Annotated in this window: 14 protein-coding genes; 12 read left to right on the forward strand and 2 right to left on the reverse strand. The window is 66.7% G+C overall.

Annotated elements, in window-relative coordinates:
* Positions 1-4: 4 nt before the first annotated feature.
* Positions 5-142: a 50S ribosomal protein L34 gene (gene rpmH / locus AAEX57_RS07950; protein WP_342091803.1), complete on the reverse strand. Its 138-nt coding sequence runs from the start codon at positions 140-142 to the stop codon at positions 5-7.
* 455 nt (positions 143-597) lie between these two features.
* On the opposite strand from rpmH, the gene dnaA reads away from it, so the two are divergent.
* Positions 598-2,043 carry a chromosomal replication initiator protein DnaA gene (gene dnaA / locus AAEX57_RS07955; protein ID WP_342091804.1) on the forward strand — a complete coding sequence of 482 codons (1,446 nt, stop codon included), beginning with the start codon at positions 598-600 and terminating at the stop codon, positions 2,041-2,043.
* Positions 2,044-2,128: 85 nt separating this feature from the next.
* On the opposite strand, the gene AAEX57_RS07960 is transcribed toward dnaA, so the two are convergent.
* A complete protein-coding gene (locus tag AAEX57_RS07960) occupies positions 2,129-2,767 on the reverse strand; it encodes a TetR/AcrR family transcriptional regulator (RefSeq protein WP_342091805.1) in 639 nt (212 codons plus the stop codon).
* Positions 2,768-3,273: 506 nt separating this feature from the next.
* Between AAEX57_RS07960 and AAEX57_RS07965 the strand changes: the two genes are divergently transcribed.
* From AAEX57_RS07965 to AAEX57_RS08015, 11 genes are all read left to right on the forward strand, one after another.
* Positions 3,274-4,215 (forward strand): ABC transporter ATP-binding protein, encoded by a 942-nt coding sequence (locus AAEX57_RS07965; RefSeq protein ID WP_342091806.1) that lies wholly within the window; start codon positions 3,274-3,276, stop codon positions 4,213-4,215.
* 3 nt (positions 4,216-4,218) lie between these two features.
* Positions 4,219-6,780 (forward strand): ABC transporter permease, encoded by a 2,562-nt coding sequence (locus tag AAEX57_RS07970; protein ID WP_342091807.1) that lies wholly within the window; start codon positions 4,219-4,221, stop codon positions 6,778-6,780.
* A 197-nt stretch (positions 6,781-6,977) separates the two neighbouring features.
* Positions 6,978-8,138 carry a DNA polymerase III subunit beta gene (dnaN, locus tag AAEX57_RS07975; protein ID WP_342091808.1) on the forward strand — a complete coding sequence of 387 codons (1,161 nt, stop codon included), beginning with the start codon at positions 6,978-6,980 and terminating at the stop codon, positions 8,136-8,138.
* 170 nt (positions 8,139-8,308) lie between these two features.
* The gene (gene exaC, locus AAEX57_RS07980; RefSeq protein WP_342091809.1) at positions 8,309-9,832 is read left to right on the forward strand and encodes an acetaldehyde dehydrogenase ExaC; all 1,524 of its coding nucleotides are present in this window, start codon (positions 8,309-8,311) and stop codon (positions 9,830-9,832) included.
* 10 nt (positions 9,833-9,842) lie between these two features.
* Positions 9,843-10,349, forward strand: a complete 507-nt coding sequence (locus tag AAEX57_RS07985; RefSeq protein ID WP_342091810.1) for a DUF779 domain-containing protein — start codon at positions 9,843-9,845, stop codon at positions 10,347-10,349.
* A gap of 118 nt (positions 10,350-10,467) precedes the next feature.
* Positions 10,468-11,436 (forward strand): phosphogluconate dehydrogenase (NAD(+)-dependent, decarboxylating), encoded by a 969-nt coding sequence (gene gnd, locus AAEX57_RS07990; RefSeq protein ID WP_342091811.1) that lies wholly within the window; start codon positions 10,468-10,470, stop codon positions 11,434-11,436.
* A 148-nt stretch (positions 11,437-11,584) separates the two neighbouring features.
* Positions 11,585-12,916, forward strand: coding sequence for a DNA replication/repair protein RecF (recF, locus tag AAEX57_RS07995; protein WP_446721121.1), 1,332 nt, complete (start codon positions 11,585-11,587; stop codon positions 12,914-12,916).
* Positions 12,913-13,500, forward strand: coding sequence for a DUF721 domain-containing protein (locus AAEX57_RS08000; RefSeq protein ID WP_342091812.1), 588 nt, complete (start codon positions 12,913-12,915; stop codon positions 13,498-13,500). The genes recF and AAEX57_RS08000 overlap by 4 nt, the downstream gene beginning before the upstream one ends.
* A 534-nt stretch (positions 13,501-14,034) precedes the next feature.
* The gene (gene gyrB / locus AAEX57_RS08005) at positions 14,035-16,074 is read left to right on the forward strand and encodes a DNA topoisomerase (ATP-hydrolyzing) subunit B (protein WP_446721122.1); all 2,040 of its coding nucleotides are present in this window, start codon (positions 14,035-14,037) and stop codon (positions 16,072-16,074) included.
* A gap of 273 nt (positions 16,075-16,347) precedes the next feature.
* A complete protein-coding gene (gene gyrA / locus AAEX57_RS08010) occupies positions 16,348-19,056 on the forward strand; it encodes a DNA gyrase subunit A (protein WP_342091839.1) in 2,709 nt (902 codons plus the stop codon).
* Entirely contained in the window at positions 19,049-19,750 is a 702-nt protein-coding gene (locus AAEX57_RS08015; protein WP_342091813.1) for a DUF3566 domain-containing protein, read from the forward strand. The genes gyrA and AAEX57_RS08015 overlap by 8 nt, the downstream gene beginning before the upstream one ends.
* Positions 19,751-19,762: the final 12 nt, after the last annotated feature.

Below are 19,762 nucleotides of genomic sequence, written 5' to 3' on the forward strand. Positions count from 1 at the left end.
CTCGTCAGGCAGACAGCTCGGCGCGACCCTTGCGGCGGCGAGCCGCCAGGATGGCGCGACCGGCGCGGGTGCTCATGCGGGCGCGGAAGCCGTGGGTACGGCTACGGCGACGGTTGCTCGGCTGGAAAGTACGCTTGCTCACGGGGATTACTCCCTTTTGTCTTCGATGGCGGAACCCGGAACCGACGTCGACCTTGCGAGGTCCATTCCGGCACGGGGAAGTGCATCGCCGACGGCCGGCGACTGGTCAACGATACGGGTTTTGCCACTCTCGGGGCAAACCGAGCTCCCCTTCGGCAAGGACTGCCGGCAAATTACATCGATGTAGTCCAGTCGACACGCCGTGAGATCCCAAACATTTGCCGGGCCCCGGCTTGCTCACCGCGTCGGCCCGCAAGTATCGTCTACGGTCTGAACCAAAGAGTTATCCACAGGCCCGCGTGGGCCGGCCGTGTTCGCGGGGAACCCCCGCCCACAACCTGTGGAAAACTATGTGGATACTTGTCAGCACAGCATTCCCAGCAAGGGAAAGCACGGGCACCTCGCACCCGCCACGAGGATGACTGCCCGATCGCCGGTGGAGTGATGGGTGTCACAGTGAGCGATTCGTCAGAGCACAGGGCTCCCGTCGACCCTGCCGCCCAGCTGACGAAGGCCTGGAAGCACATCCTCGCCAGCGCCCAGGGCCCCAACAAGGCCTGGCTGCGCAATACCCGGCCGCTGACCATGCACGAATCCACCGTGATGATCGCGGTGCCCAATGAGTTCACCCGGGAACGGATCGAGACCCGGATGCGGGTGCAGATCGAAGAGGCACTCTCCGACTTCTTCCACCGGCAGATCCGGCTGGCGGTCACCGTCGAGCCCGACCTGGAGCTCAGCCTCGAGGTGCCCGAACGCGACGAGGATCCCGAGGAGCTGGATCCGGAGCCGGCGCAGTTCATCCCCAAGCCCGACGCGGAACGCCCCCGCCCCGGCGCGGCACCCCTCGCCAGCAGCCCCTCGGCGGACCTGGACCGGCTGAACCCGAAGTACACCTTCGAGACCTTCGTGATCGGCTCCTCCAACCGCTTCGCGCACGCCGCCGCGGCAGCCGTCGCCGAAGCCCCCGGCAAGAGCTACAACCCGCTGATGATCTATGGCGAATCCGGGCTGGGCAAGACCCACCTGCTGCACGCCATCGGCCACTACGTGCACAACTACTACGACCGCGTCCGGGTGAAGTACGTCAGCACCGAGGAGCTGACCAATGACTTCATCAATGCGATCAGTGACAACCGGACGGCGCAGTTCCGGCGCACCTATCGCGACGTCGACGTCCTGCTGATCGATGACATCCAGTTCCTGGAGTCGAAAATCCAGACGCAGGAGGAGTTCTTCCACACCTTCAACACGTTGCACAATGCCCAGAAGCAGATCGTGATGACCTCCGACCGGCCGCCGAAGCTGCTGGAGGCGCTGGAACCCCGGCTGCGCAGTCGCTTCGAATGGGGCCTGATCACCGACATCCAGCCGCCGGACCTGGAGACGCGCATCGCCATCCTGAAGCGGATGGCCGCGACGCAGAACCTCACCGCCGGTCCCGAGGTGCTGGAATTCATCGCATCGAAGATCCAGACCAACATCCGTGAGCTGGAGGGTGCACTGATCCGGGTCACCGCCTTCGCGAGCCTGCAGCGCCAGGAGGTTGACCTGGATCTGGCGCAGATCGTGCTGAAGGACCTCATCCCGGAGGGCACCGAGGCCGAGGTGACGCCGCAGCTGATCATGAACGAGACCGCCGCCTACTTCGGCATCACCCTGGAGGAGCTGACAGGAGCCTCGCGCACCCACGTGCTGGTGACCGCACGGCAGATCGCGATGTACCTCTGCCGGGAACTGACCGACATGAGCCTGCCCAAGATCGGGCAGCTGTTCGGCGGCAAGGATCACACGACGGTGATGCACGCGGACCGCAAGATTCGCGAGCTGCTCCGGGAGCGCCGCAGCGTCTTCAACCAGGTGACCGAGCTGACCAACCGGATCAAGCAACAGGGTCAGTAGCACACCGACTCGTTACGGCCCCGCCAACGAAACCACGATCCCCTGGCTTGTCGAGGGGCCTCGACAGGCTCGGCCGTCGATGGATTCAGACCCAGTCGGCCTCGGCCTCCAGCTCGGCGAGCGGCTTGACCAGGATGGCGTCCAGGAAGGCCTGCACATCGACCACCATGTCCACCCCCCGCTCGTCGTAGAGCCACTGCACCTGCAGCCCGTCCATCAAGGCCACCAGGCTGCGGGCCGCGCTGACGGGGCGTACCTCGGGGCGCAACAGGCCCTCGTCGGCCAGGGACTGGAACATCCGGGTATTGCTGTCGGCCAACATCTCGTAGCGCAAGGTGAAATAGGTGTGCGCCGGGTGCGCTGGATCGGTGGCCTCGGCGGAAAGAGTACTGAACAGCTCGACGATCCCGTGCCGCGACGAGTTGTGTCGGACGATGTTCACCACGGCCCGCAGCTGCTGCAAGGGCGTGGTGCCCTCATCACGGGTGTGGAAGCGGGCGCCGTCGTCCTCGTCGCGTCGGGCCAGCACCTCCAACAGCAGGTCCTCCTTGGAGTGGAAGTGGTACAGCAGTCCGGGGTGGGTGATGCCCACCTTGGCGGCGATGTCGCGCAGCGAGGTTCCTCGGTAACCCACCTCCCCGAAGAGCTGGATGGCCGTCTCGATGATCTGCGCGCGGCGCCGATCCCCCTTGGGGCTGGGCTCGTGCTGATCCGTTCCGCTCACCTGTCCAACTCTCCTGTTCGTCGGCGACGACGTGTGTTCGTCCAGTATCGACGCTCGACAAGCCCCGGTTCAATCGCGGTGTGCAGTGGCACGATCCGCGGGGAAGGGCTTGTGCACAATCCACAGTTTGCCTGTGGACAACTGTGGACAACACCCCGACTGGTGTGAACGGGTGGTGGATGGCGTCGGGCGGCGGTGAGGACGATCCACATCCCCACCGGTCCCACCCCCACGTCATGCACAGCCTCGAAGGACAAGAGTCAGGGGGATGACAAGGGCAAGGACCGGTTTTCCACAGCTTCCACAGAAGTGATGACGATGATGAAGTTATAGATCTCTCCAAGCTCTTCAAAGTCAGCGCTCCCCAGAATGTGCACAACTCCCGGAGAACCGGGGGTGAACCCTTGGCAAGCAGTCCCGGAGGCAACCCGGATCTGTCCCGGAGTGGAGCAAAAACTGTCGGACCCCCTCAATAGGGTGGTGGCGGACGACAGGAGCAGCACACCATGACCAGCACCCCTTCCCAGCCAACCCACCTCGCGTCGCCGGCGATCGCCGCAAGTGCCCGGGGCCTGACCAAGCACTATGGCCAGGGCGATGCCCAGGTGATCGCCCTTGATGGGGTGAACGTCGACTTTCGTCGCGGTGAGTTCACCGCCGTGATGGGCCCCTCCGGCTCCGGCAAGTCGACGCTGATGCATTGCGCCGCCGGGCTGGACGTGCCGACATCCGGTGAGGTGATGGTGGGTGAGACCGCCATCGGCAAGCTCAAGGACAAGGAGCTCACCCAACTCCGCCGGGATCGGGTCGGCTTCATCTTCCAGGCCTTCAACCTGGTCCCGACGCTGACCGCCGAGGAGAACATCCTGCTGCCGATGAGGATCGCCGGCCGAGAGCCCGACCAGGAGTGGTACCGGCGAATCATCGACACCGTCGGGCTGGCCAACCGGCTCGGCCACAAGCCGTCGGAACTCTCCGGCGGCCAGCAGCAGCGGGTCGCCTGCGCTCGCGCCCTGGTGGGCAAGCCGGAGATCATCTTCGCCGACGAGCCCACCGGCAACCTGGATTCACGCAGCGCGGCCGAGGTGCTGAACTTCCTGCGGCAGAGCGTCGACGACTTCGGGCAGACCATCGTGATGGTCACTCATGACCCGGTCTCGGCCAGTTATGCGGATCGGGCGCTCTTCCTGGCCGACGGACGGATCGTCGGCGACGTGCCGAATCCGACGCGGGAATCGGTGCTGGCACAGATGGCCCTCCTGGATCCGCGTTTCCTGGACGAGGACCAAGCCGCGGACGAGGCCGCCAGCCGGCGCTCCGCCAACTCCCCCAGCTCTCCCGCCAGCCCGTCGGCACCGGAACGTCCCGCCCGGGGCATCAGCACCCAGGATCCGGTGCTTGCCGGACCCGACCTGCCGGCCCGCCCGCGGCACGCGTCGGAGGACTGAGCAATGTACAAGGCGGCCCTCAAGTCGCTGCTGGCGCGCAAACTGAGACTGCTGATGAGCGCCGTGGCGATCATGCTCGGCGTGGCCTTCGTCGCGGGCACCCTGATCTTCACCGGGATGCTGAAATCCACCTTCGACGACATCATGCGTGGCACCGTCGCCGACGTGAACGTGGTGGTCAAGGGCACCTATGATCCGCAGACCATGGACCAATCGCAGATGTCCAGCACCGCCATGACCCTTACCCCGAAGGACCTGGCGAAGCTGCGCACCGTGCCCGGGGTTGAGCGGGCCGAGGGTGTGATCTCCATGACGGAGGTCTTCCCGATCGGCTCCGACGGGAAGGTGCTGGCCGTTGGCGGTGCCCCCGGGATCGCGTCCAACTGGCTGACCGCACCCGCCCTGGGCAATACCCCCGGCGTGACGCTGAAGGAGGGGCGGGAACCGCGCACCGCCGACGAGGTGGTGGTTGACCCCAAGACCTTGGAGCGTTCCGGCCACCAGATCGGCGACCGGATCAAGTTCGTCAGCTCGGCGGCCGGCAGCTTCAGCAAGACCATCGTCGGCACCGCCTCCTGGGGCAGTGGCGGCAGCGCAGGCGCGATGTACTCCTTCTACACCACACAGGAGGCGCAGAAGCTCTTCCTGGGCGGCAAGGACGTCTACCAGACCGGCTGGGTGAGCCTGCAGCCCGGCGAGGATCCGGTCGCGATGAGCACCGAGGTCGGCAAGGTGCTGCCGCAGGGCTATGAGGCGGTCGACGGGCAGCAGGCAGCCGATGCGACGGCCTCGGTGATCAACCAGGGGCTCAGCTTCATCGACACCTTCCTGCTGGTCTTCGCCGCCATCTCATTGCTGGTGGCCAGCTTCCTGATCGTGAACACCTTCTCCATCCTGGTGGCTCAGCGCAGCCGGGAACTGGCGCTCTTCCGGGCGATGGGAGCCAGCCGTGGCCAGGTGCGCAACACCGTGCTCTTCGAGGCGCTGGTGATCGGCCTGATCGGCGCCACCATCGGGCTCTTCCTGGGCTGGCTGCTGGCGATCGGCATCGTCCAGCTCTTCGGCCAGATGGGGATGGACTTCGGTGGCAAGGTTCCCCGGCCCGGTTGGAATGCCATCCTGGCCTCCTACCTGATCGGCACCCTGGTCACGCTGGTGGCTGCCTGGCTGCCCGCCCGCACCGCCAGCAAGGTGCCGCCTGTGGCGGCGATGACCGGGGCCCTGAGCAATACCGACAAGGGGCTCGGCCGACGAATCGTCGTCGGCCTGGTGCTCACAGTGGCGGGCGCACTGGCCATGATTGCCGGGCTGTGGTGGTTTGACGATGATCGGGCGCTGACCGTCGGGATCGGTGCTGCCGCGGTGCTGCTGGGCGTCGCGGCCGCCAGCCCGTGGATGGGCCGGCCGGTCACCTGGCTGCTGGGCAAGGCCTACCGGGCGGCCTTCGGCGAAGTGGGCAAACTCGCCGAGCTCAATGCCACCCGCCAGCCACGGCGCACCGCGGCGACCGCGTCGGCCCTGATGCTCTCCCTCGCCCTGGTCAGCGCCCTGTCCGTCCTGGGCTCCTCGGCCTCCAGCTCGTTGCGCACCCAGATCAGCGAGGGACTGCGCGGAGACCTGATGGTGGAATCGGCCACCTTCGGCAACTTCCCGCACAGCATCGCGGAGCAGACAACGAAGATCGACGGCGTCGAACAGGTCAACATCCTGCGCGGCGGAATGGCGATTCGTGACGGGGAGCGCACCTGGATTGCGGTGCAGGAGCCGTCCAGCTTCAACCGGATGCTGGCCCAGGAACTCGTCGACGGGCGCCAGGCCACCGGCAAGAATGAGGCGCTGCTGAACCAGGATGCGGCCGAGGAGTGGGGCAAGAAGCTGGGCGACGTGATCACCGTCGTCGGGGGCGACCGCAAGCCGGTGGCGCTCAAGGTGGTCGGCATCTTCACCAATGCCGAGGGCGGCGGCATGGGCAACCTGGTGGTCAACCAGCAGACCGGCGCCCAGTTCGTCCCGGCGAACCAGGACCAGCTGCTCACCGTCGACCTCAAGCCCGGTGCCGACGCCCAGGCCGTGCACGATCGGATGGACGAGATCACCAAGGACCTGCCCACCGTGCGGGTGATGGATTCAGCCGAGCTGATCGAGAACCGCTCCGGCAATGTGAACCAGCTGCTCAACCTGATCTACGGGCTGCTGGGGCTGGCGGTGGTGATCTCCATCCTGGGGATCGTCAACACCCTCGGCCTGGCCGTGGTGGAGCGCACCCGGGAGATCGGCCTGCTGCGTGCCATCGCCCTGACCCGGGGCCAGTTGCGCGGCATGATCACCCTGGAGTCGGTGGTGATCGCGCTGCTCGGCTCGGTACTCGGCATCACCCTGGGGGTGGTCTTCGGTGCGGCGCTGCAACGGGTGCTGGCCGACAGTGGACTGAGTTCGCTCGCGATTCCGTGGGGTCGACTGTTGCTCTTCCTGGCGATCGCCGCACTGGTGGGCGTGCTGGCTGCCGTCTGGCCTGCGCGTCGGGCGGCGCGGCTCAATGTGCTCGACGCCATCGCGCAGGAGTGATCGCCAGCCGACGCGACGACCGCTGGGGTGACCCTCAGGTTGGGCTGGAGGGTTGCTCTCAGCGGGAGTAGGCAGCGATGCGCCGCAGGCCGGGCTTGGATATGATGCCAGCGCCGCAGTGCACCCGTTGCGTTGGCGCCAAAGGGGCCAGCCACACGGTGTTTGCGGGCACCTGAACCAGAACCGAAGGGGACGCCGTGAAGATTCGCCTGGAACGCGATGTGATGGCCGAGGCCGTTGCCTGGGCAGCCCGCAGCCTGCCGAGTCGCCCGAGCGTCCCGATCCTGGCGGGTCTGCTGGTCAGGACCACCGCCGAGGGCGTCACCATGTCCAGCTTCGACTATGAGACCTCGGCGCAGATCAACATCGCCGCCGACGTCCTCGAGCCGGGCGAGGCGCTGGTCTCCGGCCGTCTGCTTGCCGACATCGCCCGCAGCCTGCCCAACAAGCCCGTCGAGCTCACCAGCGACGAGGGCCGGATGGAGCTGGTCTGTGGCTCTGCCCGGTTCACGCTGCAGACGCTGCCCGTCGTCGACTACCCGAACCTGCCGGAGATGCCGGCCGCCACCGGCACCGTGGAGAGCGACGACTTTGCCAAGGCCGTCGGCCAGGTGGTCGTCGCCGCTGGCCGCGACGAGCTGCTGCCCGTCTTCACCGGCGTCCGGGTGGAGATCGAGGGAGAGACCCTCAGCCTGCTGGCCACCGACCGTTACCGGATGGCGCTCAAGGAGCTCGCCTGGCGCCCAAGCGACTCGCAGGCCTCCGGCGCCGCGCTGGTGCCGGCCAAGGTGCTCAGCGAGACCGCCAAGAGCATGGTCGCCGGTGAGAACGTCACCATGAGCCTGTCCAATGCCTCGGCCGGCGATGGCCTGATCGGCTTTGAGGGTGAGGGCTCCGGCGGTACCCGCCAGATCACCACCCGTCTGCTGGACGGCGAGTTCCCCAAGGTGCGGCACCTGATGAATGTGCAGGCGGCGCTGTCGGTCCGGGTGAACACCGCCGAGCTGATCAGCTCCGTGAAGCGCGTCGCTCTGGTGGCCGAGCGCAACACTCCCCTGCGGATGATGATCGGCGACGGCCAGGTGGCCCTGGAGGCCGCGACTGGCGACCAGGCACAGGCCTCCGAGGCGATCGAGGCCGTGGTGGAGAACCATGTCGGCGGAGAGAACCCGATCACCGCGGCCGGTTTCAACCCGCACTACCTGCAGGACGCCCTGAACGCGCTGGACACCCCGTACGTGCACTTCGCCTTCACCGCGCCGGGCAAGCCGTGCTTGGTCACCGGGCTGGCGGATCTGGACTCCGATCCGCTGCCCGACTACAAGCACGTGATCATGCTGATGCGCCTGCCCAACTGACCGGCAGTCGACTCACCCTTTTTGAGGGGCACCCCGAGCTTCGGGGTGCCCCTCGCTCTTGCCCCTGCGAAGTGCTTGACCGAATCCGACGGAGGGGGTTCCCCCGGCGTGCGTCGTGCCATATGGTGTGTGACAAAGATCACAAACCCACCACCGTCGATGGGAGTCTGATGAGCGTCTACGCGCAGCCCGGATCCAGCGAGTCCAAGATCACCGTGGCCGAGAAGTACGGCCACTGGATCAACAATGAATGGGTCGACCCGGTCAAGGGTGAGTACTTCGAGAACGTCACGCCGGTCACCGGCCAGGTCTTCACCCGGGTGGCCCGGGGCACCGCCGAGGACATCGAGAAGGCGCTCGACGCTGCCCACGCCGCCGCCCCCGCCTGGGGCAGGACGTCGACCACCGAGCGCGCCAACATCCTGCTCAAGATCGCCGACCGGATGGAGCAACACCTCGAGGACATCGCCGTCGTCGAGACCTGGGACAACGGCAAGGCCGTGCGCGAGACGCTGAATGCGGACATTCCGTTGGCCGTCGACCACTTCCGCTACTTCGCCGGCTGCCTGCGGGCCCAGGAGGGCTCGATCAGCCAGATCGACGACCAGACCGTCGCCTACCACTTCCACGAGCCGCTGGGCGTCGTCGGCCAGATCATCCCGTGGAACTTCCCGATCCTGATGGCCGTCTGGAAGCTCGCCCCGGCCCTGGCCGCCGGCAATGCCGTCGTGCTCAAGCCCGCCGAGCAGACCCCGTGGAGCATCTTGAAGCTCTTCGAGATCATCGGTGACCTGCTGCCCCCGGGCGTGGTGAACATCGTCAACGGTTTCGGCGTCGAGGCCGGCAAGCCGCTGGCCAGCAATCCGCGGATCGCCAAGATCGTCTTCACCGGCGAGACCACCACCGGCCGGCTGATCATGCAGTACGCCAGCCAGAACATCATCCCGGTGACGCTGGAGCTGGGCGGCAAGAGCCCCAACATCTTCTTCTCCGACGTCGCGGAGGAGCAGGACGCCTTCTACGACAAGGCGCTCGAGGGTTTCGCCATGTTCGCTCTCAACCAGGGCGAGGTGTGCACCTGCCCCAGCCGCGCGCTGGTGCAGAAGAGCATGTACGAGTCCTTCGTCGCCGACGGGATCAAGCGCGTCGAGGCGATCACCCAGGGCAATCCGCTGGACACCGACACGATGATGGGTGCCCAGGCCAGCAATGACCAGTTCGAGAAGATCATGAGCTACCTCAAGATCGGCCGCGACGAGGGCGCCAAGATCCTCACCGGTGGCGACAAGGCTGATCTTGGTGGAGACCTGGCCGGCGGCTTCTACGTGCAGCCGACCATCTTCGAGGGAAACAACTCGATGCGGATCTTCCAGGAGGAGATCTTTGGCCCGGTCGTCGCGCTGACCAGCTTCGAGGACGAGGCCGAGGCGATGCAGATTGCCAACGACACCATCTACGGCCTGGGCGCCGGCCTGTGGACCCGGCACATGCACAAGGCCTACCACATCGGGCGCGCCATCCAGGCCGGCCGGGTGTGGACCAACTGCTACCACCACTACCCCGCGCACGCGGCCTTCGGTGGCTACAAGCAGTCGGGCATCGGCCGGGAGAACCACAAGATGATGCTCGACCACTATCAACAGACCAAGAACCTCCTGGTCAGCTACAGCCCGGACAAGCTGGGCTTCTTCTGAGCGAGCGACGATGACCCACGAGACCCCGGAGGCAATGACGATGGCCGAGCCCGTCGAGGCCCCGTCAGCCGATCAGGCCACGTCCCCCGGGGACTCGTGTTCGGCCACCTCGCAGGCGTGGTGGCAGGAGCTGCCACAACCCACAACGTCCCGGGTGGGGCTCACCCGGGCGGCCGCAGAAGTGCTCGCCCGACTGGTGGAAAAACATGGTCCGGTCATGTTCCACCAGTCGGGCGGGTGCTGTGACGGCTCCGCGCCGATGTGTTACCCACAGGGCGACTTCCTCACTGGGGACAGCGACGTCCTGCTGGGCAGGCTGGCGGTCCCCGGCCTGGAGGATGGCATCGAAGTGTGGATCTCTCGGGCGCAGTTCCGGGCCTGGCAGCACACCCACCTCACCATCGACGCGGTGAAGGGCCGCGGCGCCGGTTTCAGTCTGGAGAGCCCGGAGGGTGTCCGCTTCCTCACCCGCTCACGCCTGCTGACCGACGAGGAGCGAGCCGTTCCGGTGGACTGAGGCACCGGCCATGACGCTCTGAGCGGACGCGGGCTGCCCGTCGTCCACAATGGCGCCGGCTTTCCCTACGCTGGTGATCGACCGGTTCACACCGAGCACTTCTTCGAGAGGAATCACCATGCAGATCGGACTCGTCGGCCTGGGCAAGATGGGCGGCAACATGCGCGAGCGCATCCGCAAGGGCGGCCACACCGTCATCGGTTATGACCGCAACCAGGAGATCAGCGATTCGGCGGACCTGCAGGACATGGTCAACCAGCTCACCGAAGGGCCCAAGGTGGTCTGGGTGATGCTCCCGATCCAGTTCGTCGATGAGACCATCACCCAGCTGGCCGAGATGCTCGACGAGGGTGACGTGATCATCGACGGCGGCAATTCCAAGTGGACCAATGACAAGCGCCATGCTGACCAGCTCAAGGAGAAGGGCATCGGCTTCCTGGACTGTGGCGTCTCCGGCGGCATCTGGGGCCTGGAGCTGGGCTATGCGCTGATGGTCGGTGGCCAGGCCGCCGATGTCGCCAAGGTGCAGCCGGTCTTCGACGCGCTGAAGCCGGAGGGGCCCTATGGCTTCGTGCACGCCGGTGACCACGGCGCCGGGCACTTCGCCAAGATGGTGCACAACGGCATCGAGTACGCCCTGATGCAGGCCTATGCCGAGGGTTGGGAACTGCTGGAGAAGGCCGGCGAGGTGACCGACGTGCCCGCCATCTTCGAGAGCTGGAAGGAGGGCACGGTGATCCGCTCCTGGCTGCTGGATCTCACCGTCGACGCCCTCAACAAGGACCCGCACCTGGACAAGATCGACGACATCGCCGAGGACTCCGGCGAGGGCCGCTGGACCGTCAACGCCGCTGTTGATCTTGGTGTCCCGGTGCCGACCATCGCCGCCAGCCTGTTCGCCCGCTTCGTCAGCCAGCAGGATGACAAGCCGGCGATGAAGATGATCGCCGCCATGCGCAATGAGTTCGGGGGCCACGCCGTCGTCGCGGCTCCGCAGCCCGGCGAGGTTCCCGCCACCCCGCCGCTGCCCGCCGGCGAGAGCGGCAATCCAAAGGGCTCGCTGAACCCGATCAAGCCCGGGAACTGACAGCTGGCCACACCGCGAGAAGTCTGTGGATGGTCACCACCGACGACGGTGGTGACCATCCACATTCTGTTGCCCGGTGTTGCGGCGTTCCACGTGGAACGATCTTGGTCGGTCCGCGTCCCCGGTTCCGCCGAGTAGATTGGAGCCCATGTTCGTCCACCACCTGAACCTGATCGACTGGCGCTGCTATGGCACCGCCGACGTCGAGCTCGGGCCTGGGGTGACGATCTTCGTCGGGCAGAACGGGCAGGGCAAGACCAACCTCGTCGAGGCCGTCGAATACCTGTCCAGCATGGGATCCCACCGTGTCAGCTCCGAGGCGCCCCTGGTGAAGGCGGGCCAGCCGCAGGCCATCCTCCGCGGCCGGGTGCAGGCCGCCAGTGACGACCCGCGCCAGCTGTTGCTGGAGATCGAGGTGAACCCGGGCAAGGCCAACCGCGCCCGGATCAACCGCAATGCCCTGCCGCGCGCCCGGGAGATCTGCGGGGTGCTGCGCACCGTCGTCTTCTCCCCCGAAGACCTGGCGATCGTCAAGGGCGACCCCAGTGATCGCCGCGGCTTCCTGGACCAACTGGTGATCACCCGCTGGCCGCGGATGGCCGGTGTGAAGGCCGACTATGACAAGGCCCTCAAGCAGCGCAACACCCTGCTCAAGTCCTTGGCCGGGCGGGGCGGTCGGGTAGACGAGTACGCCGAATCCACCTTGGAGGTCTGGGACGAACAACTGGCCCGGATCGGCAGCGAACTGCTGCACGCCCGGCTGGACACCCTGACCGACCTGATGCCCTTTGTCAGTGAGGCCTACGAGTCCATCGCCCCCACCAACAATGTGGCGCGGGCGGTCTACAAGACCACACTTGATCTTGTTCCCGGCGTCGCCGAGGAGCCCGGCCGGGAGCTGCTGGAGCGTCGCCTGCTGCAGGCCATGCAGGACCGTCGCCGGGAAGAGATGGCCCGCGGGGTCAGCCTGGTGGGACCGCACCGCGACGACCTCACCTTGTTCATCGGTGAGCTGCCGGCCAAGGGCTATGCCAGCCACGGCGAGTGCTGGAGCCTGGCGCTGGCGCTGCGGCTGGGCGGTTTCCAGCTGTTGCGCTCCGATGGGATCGAGCCGGTGCTGGTGCTGGACGACGTCTTCGCGGAGCTGGACTCCACCCGTCGGCTCCGGCTGGCCGAACACGTCCGCGACGCCGAGCAGGTGCTGGTCACTGCCGCCGTCCCCACCGACGTGCCGGAGCTGCTCACCCAGGACGACCGGGGTGAGCCCACCGGGCGTCGTTACCGGGTGTTGGCAGGCACCGTCGTGCCCGCCGGTGTGGACGGCGAGCCGTTGTCCACAGCTGAGACGCCGCTTGTCCACACTCTGGAAAGTGCATCTGACAAGGGCTTTGACGATGTGAAAGAGCTCACTCCACAGCCTGTGGACAACTCTGTGGATGGACCGGTGGATGACGAGGACCGGCTTGGGGAGAACTCGTGAGCGAACCCGCCAATCCCGACTGGGAACAGGATTCCCCGTCCACAGCCAGCGACGAGGATCGGGAGATCCTGGCCCGGCACGACCCGCTCGGCGTCGACCTCGCCACCCAGATTGCCCAGGGCACCAAGAGCCTGCTGCCGCCCCCACGCGGCGTGCGCAAGACCATGCGGCAGAGCAGGCGACGCTGGGTGGAGCCCGGCACCCGCTCCGGCTCCGGCCCCGATGCCCGTGACCCGCAACCCCTGGGCGCCGCACTGGGCCGGGTGATCGAGGAGCGCGGCTGGCAGCGCGAGGTGAACCTGCGCCACCTGCTGGACCGCTGGGAGGCGCTGGTGGGCCAGACCAATGCCGCCCACTCCCACCCCGAGGGCTACACCGACACCGTGCTGACGGTGCGCTGCGACTCCACCGTCTGGGCCACCAGCCTGCGCTCCCTGGCTCCCAGCCTGGTGGCGCAGCTCAACCGGCAGCTGGGCCAGGGCACCGTCACCCGCATCACCGTGCTGGGCCCCACCGCCCCCAGCTGGAAGCACGGCCCGCGCAGCGTCCGCGACGGCCGCGGCCCCCGCGACACCTACGGCTGAGCCGACCCTGGCGCCGGGATGGGCTCACGGCGTGATGCGAGCGTTACGCACCGGGGTCTTGGTGTTGCGTTCAGCGACGGTGGGTTGCGCGTAGGTCGCGAGCAACGTCACGCCGCCAGCGCGAGCCGATGACGTTGGTGACGCAGGGTGCCCAGGAGGTCACGTCGCGCCGACCATGGTTGGGTGCGCCGGCTGGGGCTCCTGGCGCCGGGATTGTCGGGCGCGGGGTGCCTCCGTCCGCGCAGCCTACGGGAAGTGGCGCGGGGTGCCGGAGCCGGCGCGCGGCGTACGATTTTCGCGGCACAGGAGCATCTGCGGGCCTCCGGGGCGCTGGGGGCCTAGGCGGACCTGCCGCCAGTGCCTGCAAGGTGGCGCCTAGAGCCGCTCAGCGGCACTCCCGGGCCGTGTTGGGCTCCCCAAATGTGGTATATCGACGGATTCGGCTAGAATTTCGGAGTTGGATCCGTACCGTCGCGCCGGAACCCTACCGGGCGGTCGGTGGAGGTCGCCCCCTTGGGAACAGGAGCATGCCCGGTGAGTGAAAGCACCAGTCAGGACGTTACCGTCGATGACAATGATGCAGGACGTCTGGAAGGTCTGATCGACGCCGGTGACACCTCGGTGGCCGCTGGCAGCTACGACGCCGGGCAGATCCAGGTGCTGGAGGGGCTTGAGGCCGTCCGCAAGCGCCCCGGCATGTACATCGGTTCCACCGGTGAGCGCGGCCTGCACCACCTGGTCTATGAGATCGTCGACAACTCCGTCGACGAGGCGCTGGCCGGCTACGGCGACAAGATCGAGGTCTGCATCCTGCCCGACGGCGGGATCTCGGTGGCCGACCACGGCCGTGGCTTCCCGGTCAAGATGCATCCCACGCACGGCCTGCCCGCGGTCACCGTCGCGTTGACCGTGCTGCACGCCGGCGGCAAGTTCGGCGACGGCGGCTACAAGGTCTCCGGCGGTCTGCACGGCGTCGGCTCGTCGGTGGTGAACGCCCTGTCCAGCAAGTTCACCGTCGAGGTCTGGCGCGACGGCTACCGCTGGGAGCAGACCTTCACCCTGGGCGATCCGGACTTTGACCTGCGCCAGTGTGAGGAGACCGAGGAGACCGGCACCAAGGTCACCTTCTACGCCAGCAAGGACATCTTCGAGACCACCAACTACTCCTACGAGACCCTGGCCACCCGCTTCCGGGAGATGGCCTTCCTGAACAAGGGCCTGGAGATCTCCATCACCGACGAGCGGCCCGACCACGTCGACGACGAGGGCAAGCCCAACACGGATTCCTTCCGCTACGACGACGGTCTGGTGGACTATGTGAAATTCATCAACGGCACCCGCGAGCCCATCCACCCCAGCGTGATCAATGTCGAGGCCCACATGCCCGATGCCGGGATGGGCGTGGAGGTGGCGCTGCAGTGGAACACCTCCTACACCTCCAGCGTCCACACCTTCGCCAACACCATCAACACCATCGAGGGTGGCACCCACGAGGAGGGCTTCCGCGCCGCGCTGACCAACACGGTCAACAAGTGGGGCGAGGCCTGGGGCATGATCAAGAAGCGCGAGGACCGCGTCTCCGGCGACGACATCCGCGAGGGCCTGACCGCGATCATCTCGATCATGCTCTCCGAGCCGCAGTTCGAGGGCCAGACAAAGACCAAGCTGGGCAATACCGAGGCCCGCAGCTTCGTGCAGCGTGTTGTCAACGACAAGCTGGGCGACTGGTTCGAGCGCAATCCCGCCGAGGGCAAGGACATCGTCCGCAAGTCCCAGGCCGCGGCCCAGGCCCGGATCGCTGCCCGCAAGGCCCGCGACATGGCCCGCAACCGCAAGGGCCTGCTGGGCGGCGGCGGCCTGCCCGGCAAGCTGGCCGACTGCTCCAGCAACAAGCCGGAGGAGTGCGAGGTCTTCATCGTCGAGGGTGACTCCGCCGGTGGCTCCGCCAAGGGTGGCCGTGACCCGCGCACCCAGGCCATCCTCCCGATCCGCGGCAAGATCCTGAACGTGGAGAAGGCCCGGCTGGACAAGATCCTGCAGAACAAGGAGGTCGAGGCCATCATCAACGCCCTGGGCACCGGCGTTCACGAGGACTTCGACATCGACAAGTTGCGCTACCACAAGATCGTGCTGATGGCCGACGCCGACGTTGACGGCGCCCACATCCGCACCCTGCTGCTCACCCTGCTCTTCCGCTTCATGCCGAAGCTGATCGAACAGGGCAAGGTCTACCTGGCCCAGCCGCCCCTGTTCCGCCTGCGCTGGACCAATGCCCCGCACGAGCTGGCCTACAACGACGCCGAGCGCGATGCCCTGCGCGACGAGGGCATCAAGTCCGGCAAGAAGCTGCCGAACGTCAACCCGATCCAGCGCTACAAGGGCTTGGGCGAGATGAATGCGCAGGACCTGTGGGACACCACGATGGACCCCGACGGGCGGATCCTGCTGCAGGTCACCCTGGCCGATGCCGCGATGGCCGACCAGATGTTCTCTGTCCTGATGGGTGAGGACGTGGAACAGCGCCGCACCTTCATCCAGCGCAATGCCAAGGACGTGAGGTTCTTGGACATCTAGGTCGGCAAGGGGAGGTCAGCTGCCGGGCTACCCGCCCGGGCCAACCGCCCCTCGCTCGTTCCTCGCTCGGGGGGCCAGGCCCATCCACGGCCCGGGCGGGTACCCGGACACCTGACCTCCTACCGCGGCGATGATCCAAGGATTGTGGCCGGCACATGAACTTCACGCAGTACACGATGACAAGGGAAAACACAGATGAGTGAGACCCCGCAGGGCCCCCAGGGCAGCGACGAGCAGGCCAACTCCGAGGATCTTTCCCCGGTGGAGGAGATCATGGCCGACGATGACTCGTCGCAGCCCAAGGAGACCGTCTCCACCGTCGACGAGATCGACGCGCCGGAGCACGGCCGCACCGAGCCGATCGACCTGAACGACGAGATCCAGAAGTCCTATCTGGACTATGCGATGAGTGTGATCGTCGGTCGCGCCCTGCCGGACGTGCGCGATGGGCTCAAGCCGGTGCATCGTCGCGTCCTCTACGCCATGTACGACGGCGGCTACCGCCCCGACCGTGGTTGGAACAAGTGCTCCCGCATCGTCGGCGAGGTGATGGGCAAGTACCACCCGCACGGCGACTCCGCCATCTACGACACCATGGTGCGCCTGGCCCAGCCGTGGGTGATGCGCGCGCCGCTGATCAACGGCCAGGGCAACTTCGGTTCCCCGGGCAATGACCCCGCCGCCGCCATGCGGTACACCGAGTGCAAGATGGCACCGATGGCGATGGAGATGGTCCGCGAGATCGACCAGGACACCGTCGACTTCCGGCCCAACTACGACAACCGGGAGATGGAGCCGTCGGTGCTGCCGGCCCGCTTCCCGAACCTCTTGGTCAACGGCTCCACGGGTATCGCCGTCGGCATGGCCACCAACATCCCCACCCACAACCTGCGCGAGGTCACCGAGGCCGTGCAGTGGAGCCTGGAGCACCCGGAGGCCAGTGACGAGGAGCTGCTCGAGGCGGCGATGGGCTTCGTCAAGGGCCCCGACTTCCCGTTGGGCGCCACCATCGTCGGCCGCGACGGGATCGAGCAGGCCTACCGCACGGGCCGCGGCTCGGTCACGATGCGCGCCGTGGTGGACATCGAGGAGGACAAGAACGGCCGCACCATGCTGGTGGCCAAGGAATTGCCGTACATGTGCAATCCCGACAACCTGGCCTCCAAGATCGCCGAGCTGGTAAACGCCGGCAAGGTCAACGGCATCGCCGACATGCGCGACGAGACCTCCTCACGCGCCGGCCAGCGCCTGGTGATCATCCTCAAGCGCGACGCCCAGCCCCGCGTCGTGCTGAACAACCTGTACAAGCACACCCAGCTGCAGGACACCTTCGGCTGCAACATGCTTGCCCTGGTGGATGACGTGCCGCGCACCCTGCGGCTGGATCAGTTCATCAGCTACTGGGTGAAGCACCAGATCGAGGTCATCCGACGTCGGACCGCCTTCCAGCTCAATGAGGCCGAGGAGCGGGCACACATCCTGCGTGGCCTGGTCAAGGCGCTGGACATGCTGGACGAGGTCATCGCACTGATTCGTCGCTCCCGCACCACCGAGGAGGCCCGCGACGGCCTGATGGCGCTGCTGGACATCGATGAGAAGCAGGCCACCGCCATCCTGGACATGCAGTTGCGGCGCCTGGCCGCGCTGGAGCGGCAGAAGATCGTCGACCGGCTGGCCGAGATCGAGCACTTGATCGAGGATCTGAAGGACATCCTGGCAAACGAGATGCGCCAGCGGAAGATCATCGGTGACGAGCTGCAGGAGATCACCGACAAGTACGGTGACGAGCGTCGCACCAAGATCATCGCCGCCGACGGCGACTTCTCCGACGAGGACTTCATCCCCGACGAGGACATCGTCGTCACCATCACGCACGGCGGCTACGCCAAGCGCACCAAGACCGAGGCCTACCGGGTTCAGAAGCGCGGTGGCAAGGGCGTCAAGGGTGCCAACCTGCGCACTGACGACGAGGTGCAGCACCTGTTCGCCACCACGGCGCACCACTGGGTGCTCTTCTTCACCAACATGGGCCGGGTCTACCGGATCAAGGCCTGGCAGTTGCCCGAGGGCGGTCGCGATGCCAAGGGCGGCCACGTCGCGGGCCTGCTGAGCTTCCTGCCCGACGAGAAGATCGCCCAGGTGCTCACCCTGCGATCCTATGAGGACGCCGACTACCTGTTGCTGGCCACCAAGAAGGGCTTGGTCAAGAAGACCGCGCTGGCGCAGTACGACTCCCCGCGCCAGGCGGGCGTGATCGCGATCAACTTCCGCGACGAGGACGACGAGCTGATCGGCGCGCAGCTGGTGAGCGAGGCCGACGACGTGCTGCTGGTCAGCCGCAAGGGTCAGGCGATCCGCTTCGGCGCCAATGACGAGCAGCTGCGCCCGATGGGCCGCGCCACCAGCGGCGTCACCGGCATGAAGTTCCGCGAGGACGATTCCCTGCTCAGCATGAGCATCATCGACGCCGACATGCCCGAGGACGACCGCTTCGTCTTCACCGTCACCTCCGGCGGCTACGCCAAGCGCACCGCCGTCAGCGAGTACCGCCAGCAGGGCCGGGGCGGCCTGGGCATCAAGGCGATGAAGCTGGCCGACGACCGGGGCGACCTGGTGGGTGGCCTGGTGGTCAGCGAACATGACGAGGTGATCGCCATCAAGCACTCCGGCCAGATCACCCGCTCCGCCGTCGCGGACGTGCCCGCCAAGGGCCGCGACACCATGGGCGTGAAGTTCGTCGGGGTGCGCGGTGAGGACCACGTGGCCGTGATCGCGATCAACCCCGAGAGCCATGAGGACGAGGCCATCGAGGCGATCGCGGAGGCGGTTATGCCGGACGATATGCCCACAACTGACGAGTCGGCGCCCGCGCAGGCCGATTCCCCCGCTACCGTAGGGGAGCAGAATTCGGACGACGTGACCGATGCAGCTGTCTCGACAGACGATGTGACCGAGGACAACCAGGAGGAATCCGGTGAGTGATCCGACCAGCGCCGCCAAGATCGGTGCCCAGGCGGCCCAGTCCGCCAAGGAGGCGAGCAGCGACGAGGTGACGGTCGTCGAAGCCGGAACGGCCGCGACCGCCGGCGCGACGGGCGAGTCGGCCTGGGTCAAGGCTCGCAAGAAGCTCACCGAGACCTCCTCCACCGTCGGCAACAAGGTCACCGATCTGAAGGACCGCACCATGACCAAGGCTGCCGAGGTGACCGCCAGTGACAACACGGCCGAGCCCGCCAGCGTGCCCGGCACCAGCGGCGCGACCGCCTCGAGCGTGGACGGGGAACCCGGCGGCGCCGTGACCCGGCGCACCCGCAAGGCGCGGCTGCGGCTCTCCCGGCTGGATCCGTGGTCGGTGATGAAGACCATGCTGATGTTCTCCATCGCGGGTGGCATCATCTTCTTCGTCGCCACTTGGGTGGTGTGGGGTGTGATCAATGCGTCGGGCGTCTTCGAGAGCGTCAACAAGGCCGTCACTGACCTGGTGGCCAGCCCGGGCAGCGACACCGCCTTCCGGCTGGAGGACTACGTCAACACCCACAAGGTGCTGGGCTTCGCCGCGCTGATCTCGGCGATCAATGTGATCCTGCTCACCGCACTGGCGACGCTGTTCAGCTTCCTCTACAACCTGGCCGCCACCGTGATCGGCGGCCTCGAGGTCACCCTCGCGGAGGACTGACAGCCAAAGTTC

The sequence above is a fragment of the Luteococcus sp. H91 genome (assembly GCF_038433135.1).
Taxonomy (GTDB): domain Bacteria; phylum Actinomycetota; class Actinomycetes; order Propionibacteriales; family Propionibacteriaceae; genus Luteococcus.

Bases quoted from the DNA above. Each gene is read 5' to 3' on its own strand.
- recF (WP_446721121.1), top strand. From the start codon at position 11,585: ATGTTCGTCCACCACCTGAACCTGATCGACTGGCGCTGCTATGGCACC.
- gyrA (WP_342091839.1), top strand. From the start codon at position 16,348: ATGGCCGACGATGACTCGTCGCAGCCCAAGGAGACCGTCTCCACCGTC.
- exaC (WP_342091809.1), top strand. From the start codon at position 8,309: ATGAGCGTCTACGCGCAGCCCGGATCCAGCGAGTCCAAGATCACCGTG.
- gnd (WP_342091811.1), top strand. From the start codon at position 10,468: ATGCAGATCGGACTCGTCGGCCTGGGCAAGATGGGCGGCAACATGCGC.
- AAEX57_RS07985 (WP_342091810.1), top strand. From the start codon at position 9,843: ATGACCCACGAGACCCCGGAGGCAATGACGATGGCCGAGCCCGTCGAG.
- AAEX57_RS07965 (WP_342091806.1), top strand. From the start codon at position 3,274: ATGACCAGCACCCCTTCCCAGCCAACCCACCTCGCGTCGCCGGCGATC.
- AAEX57_RS07970 (WP_342091807.1), top strand. From the start codon at position 4,219: ATGTACAAGGCGGCCCTCAAGTCGCTGCTGGCGCGCAAACTGAGACTG.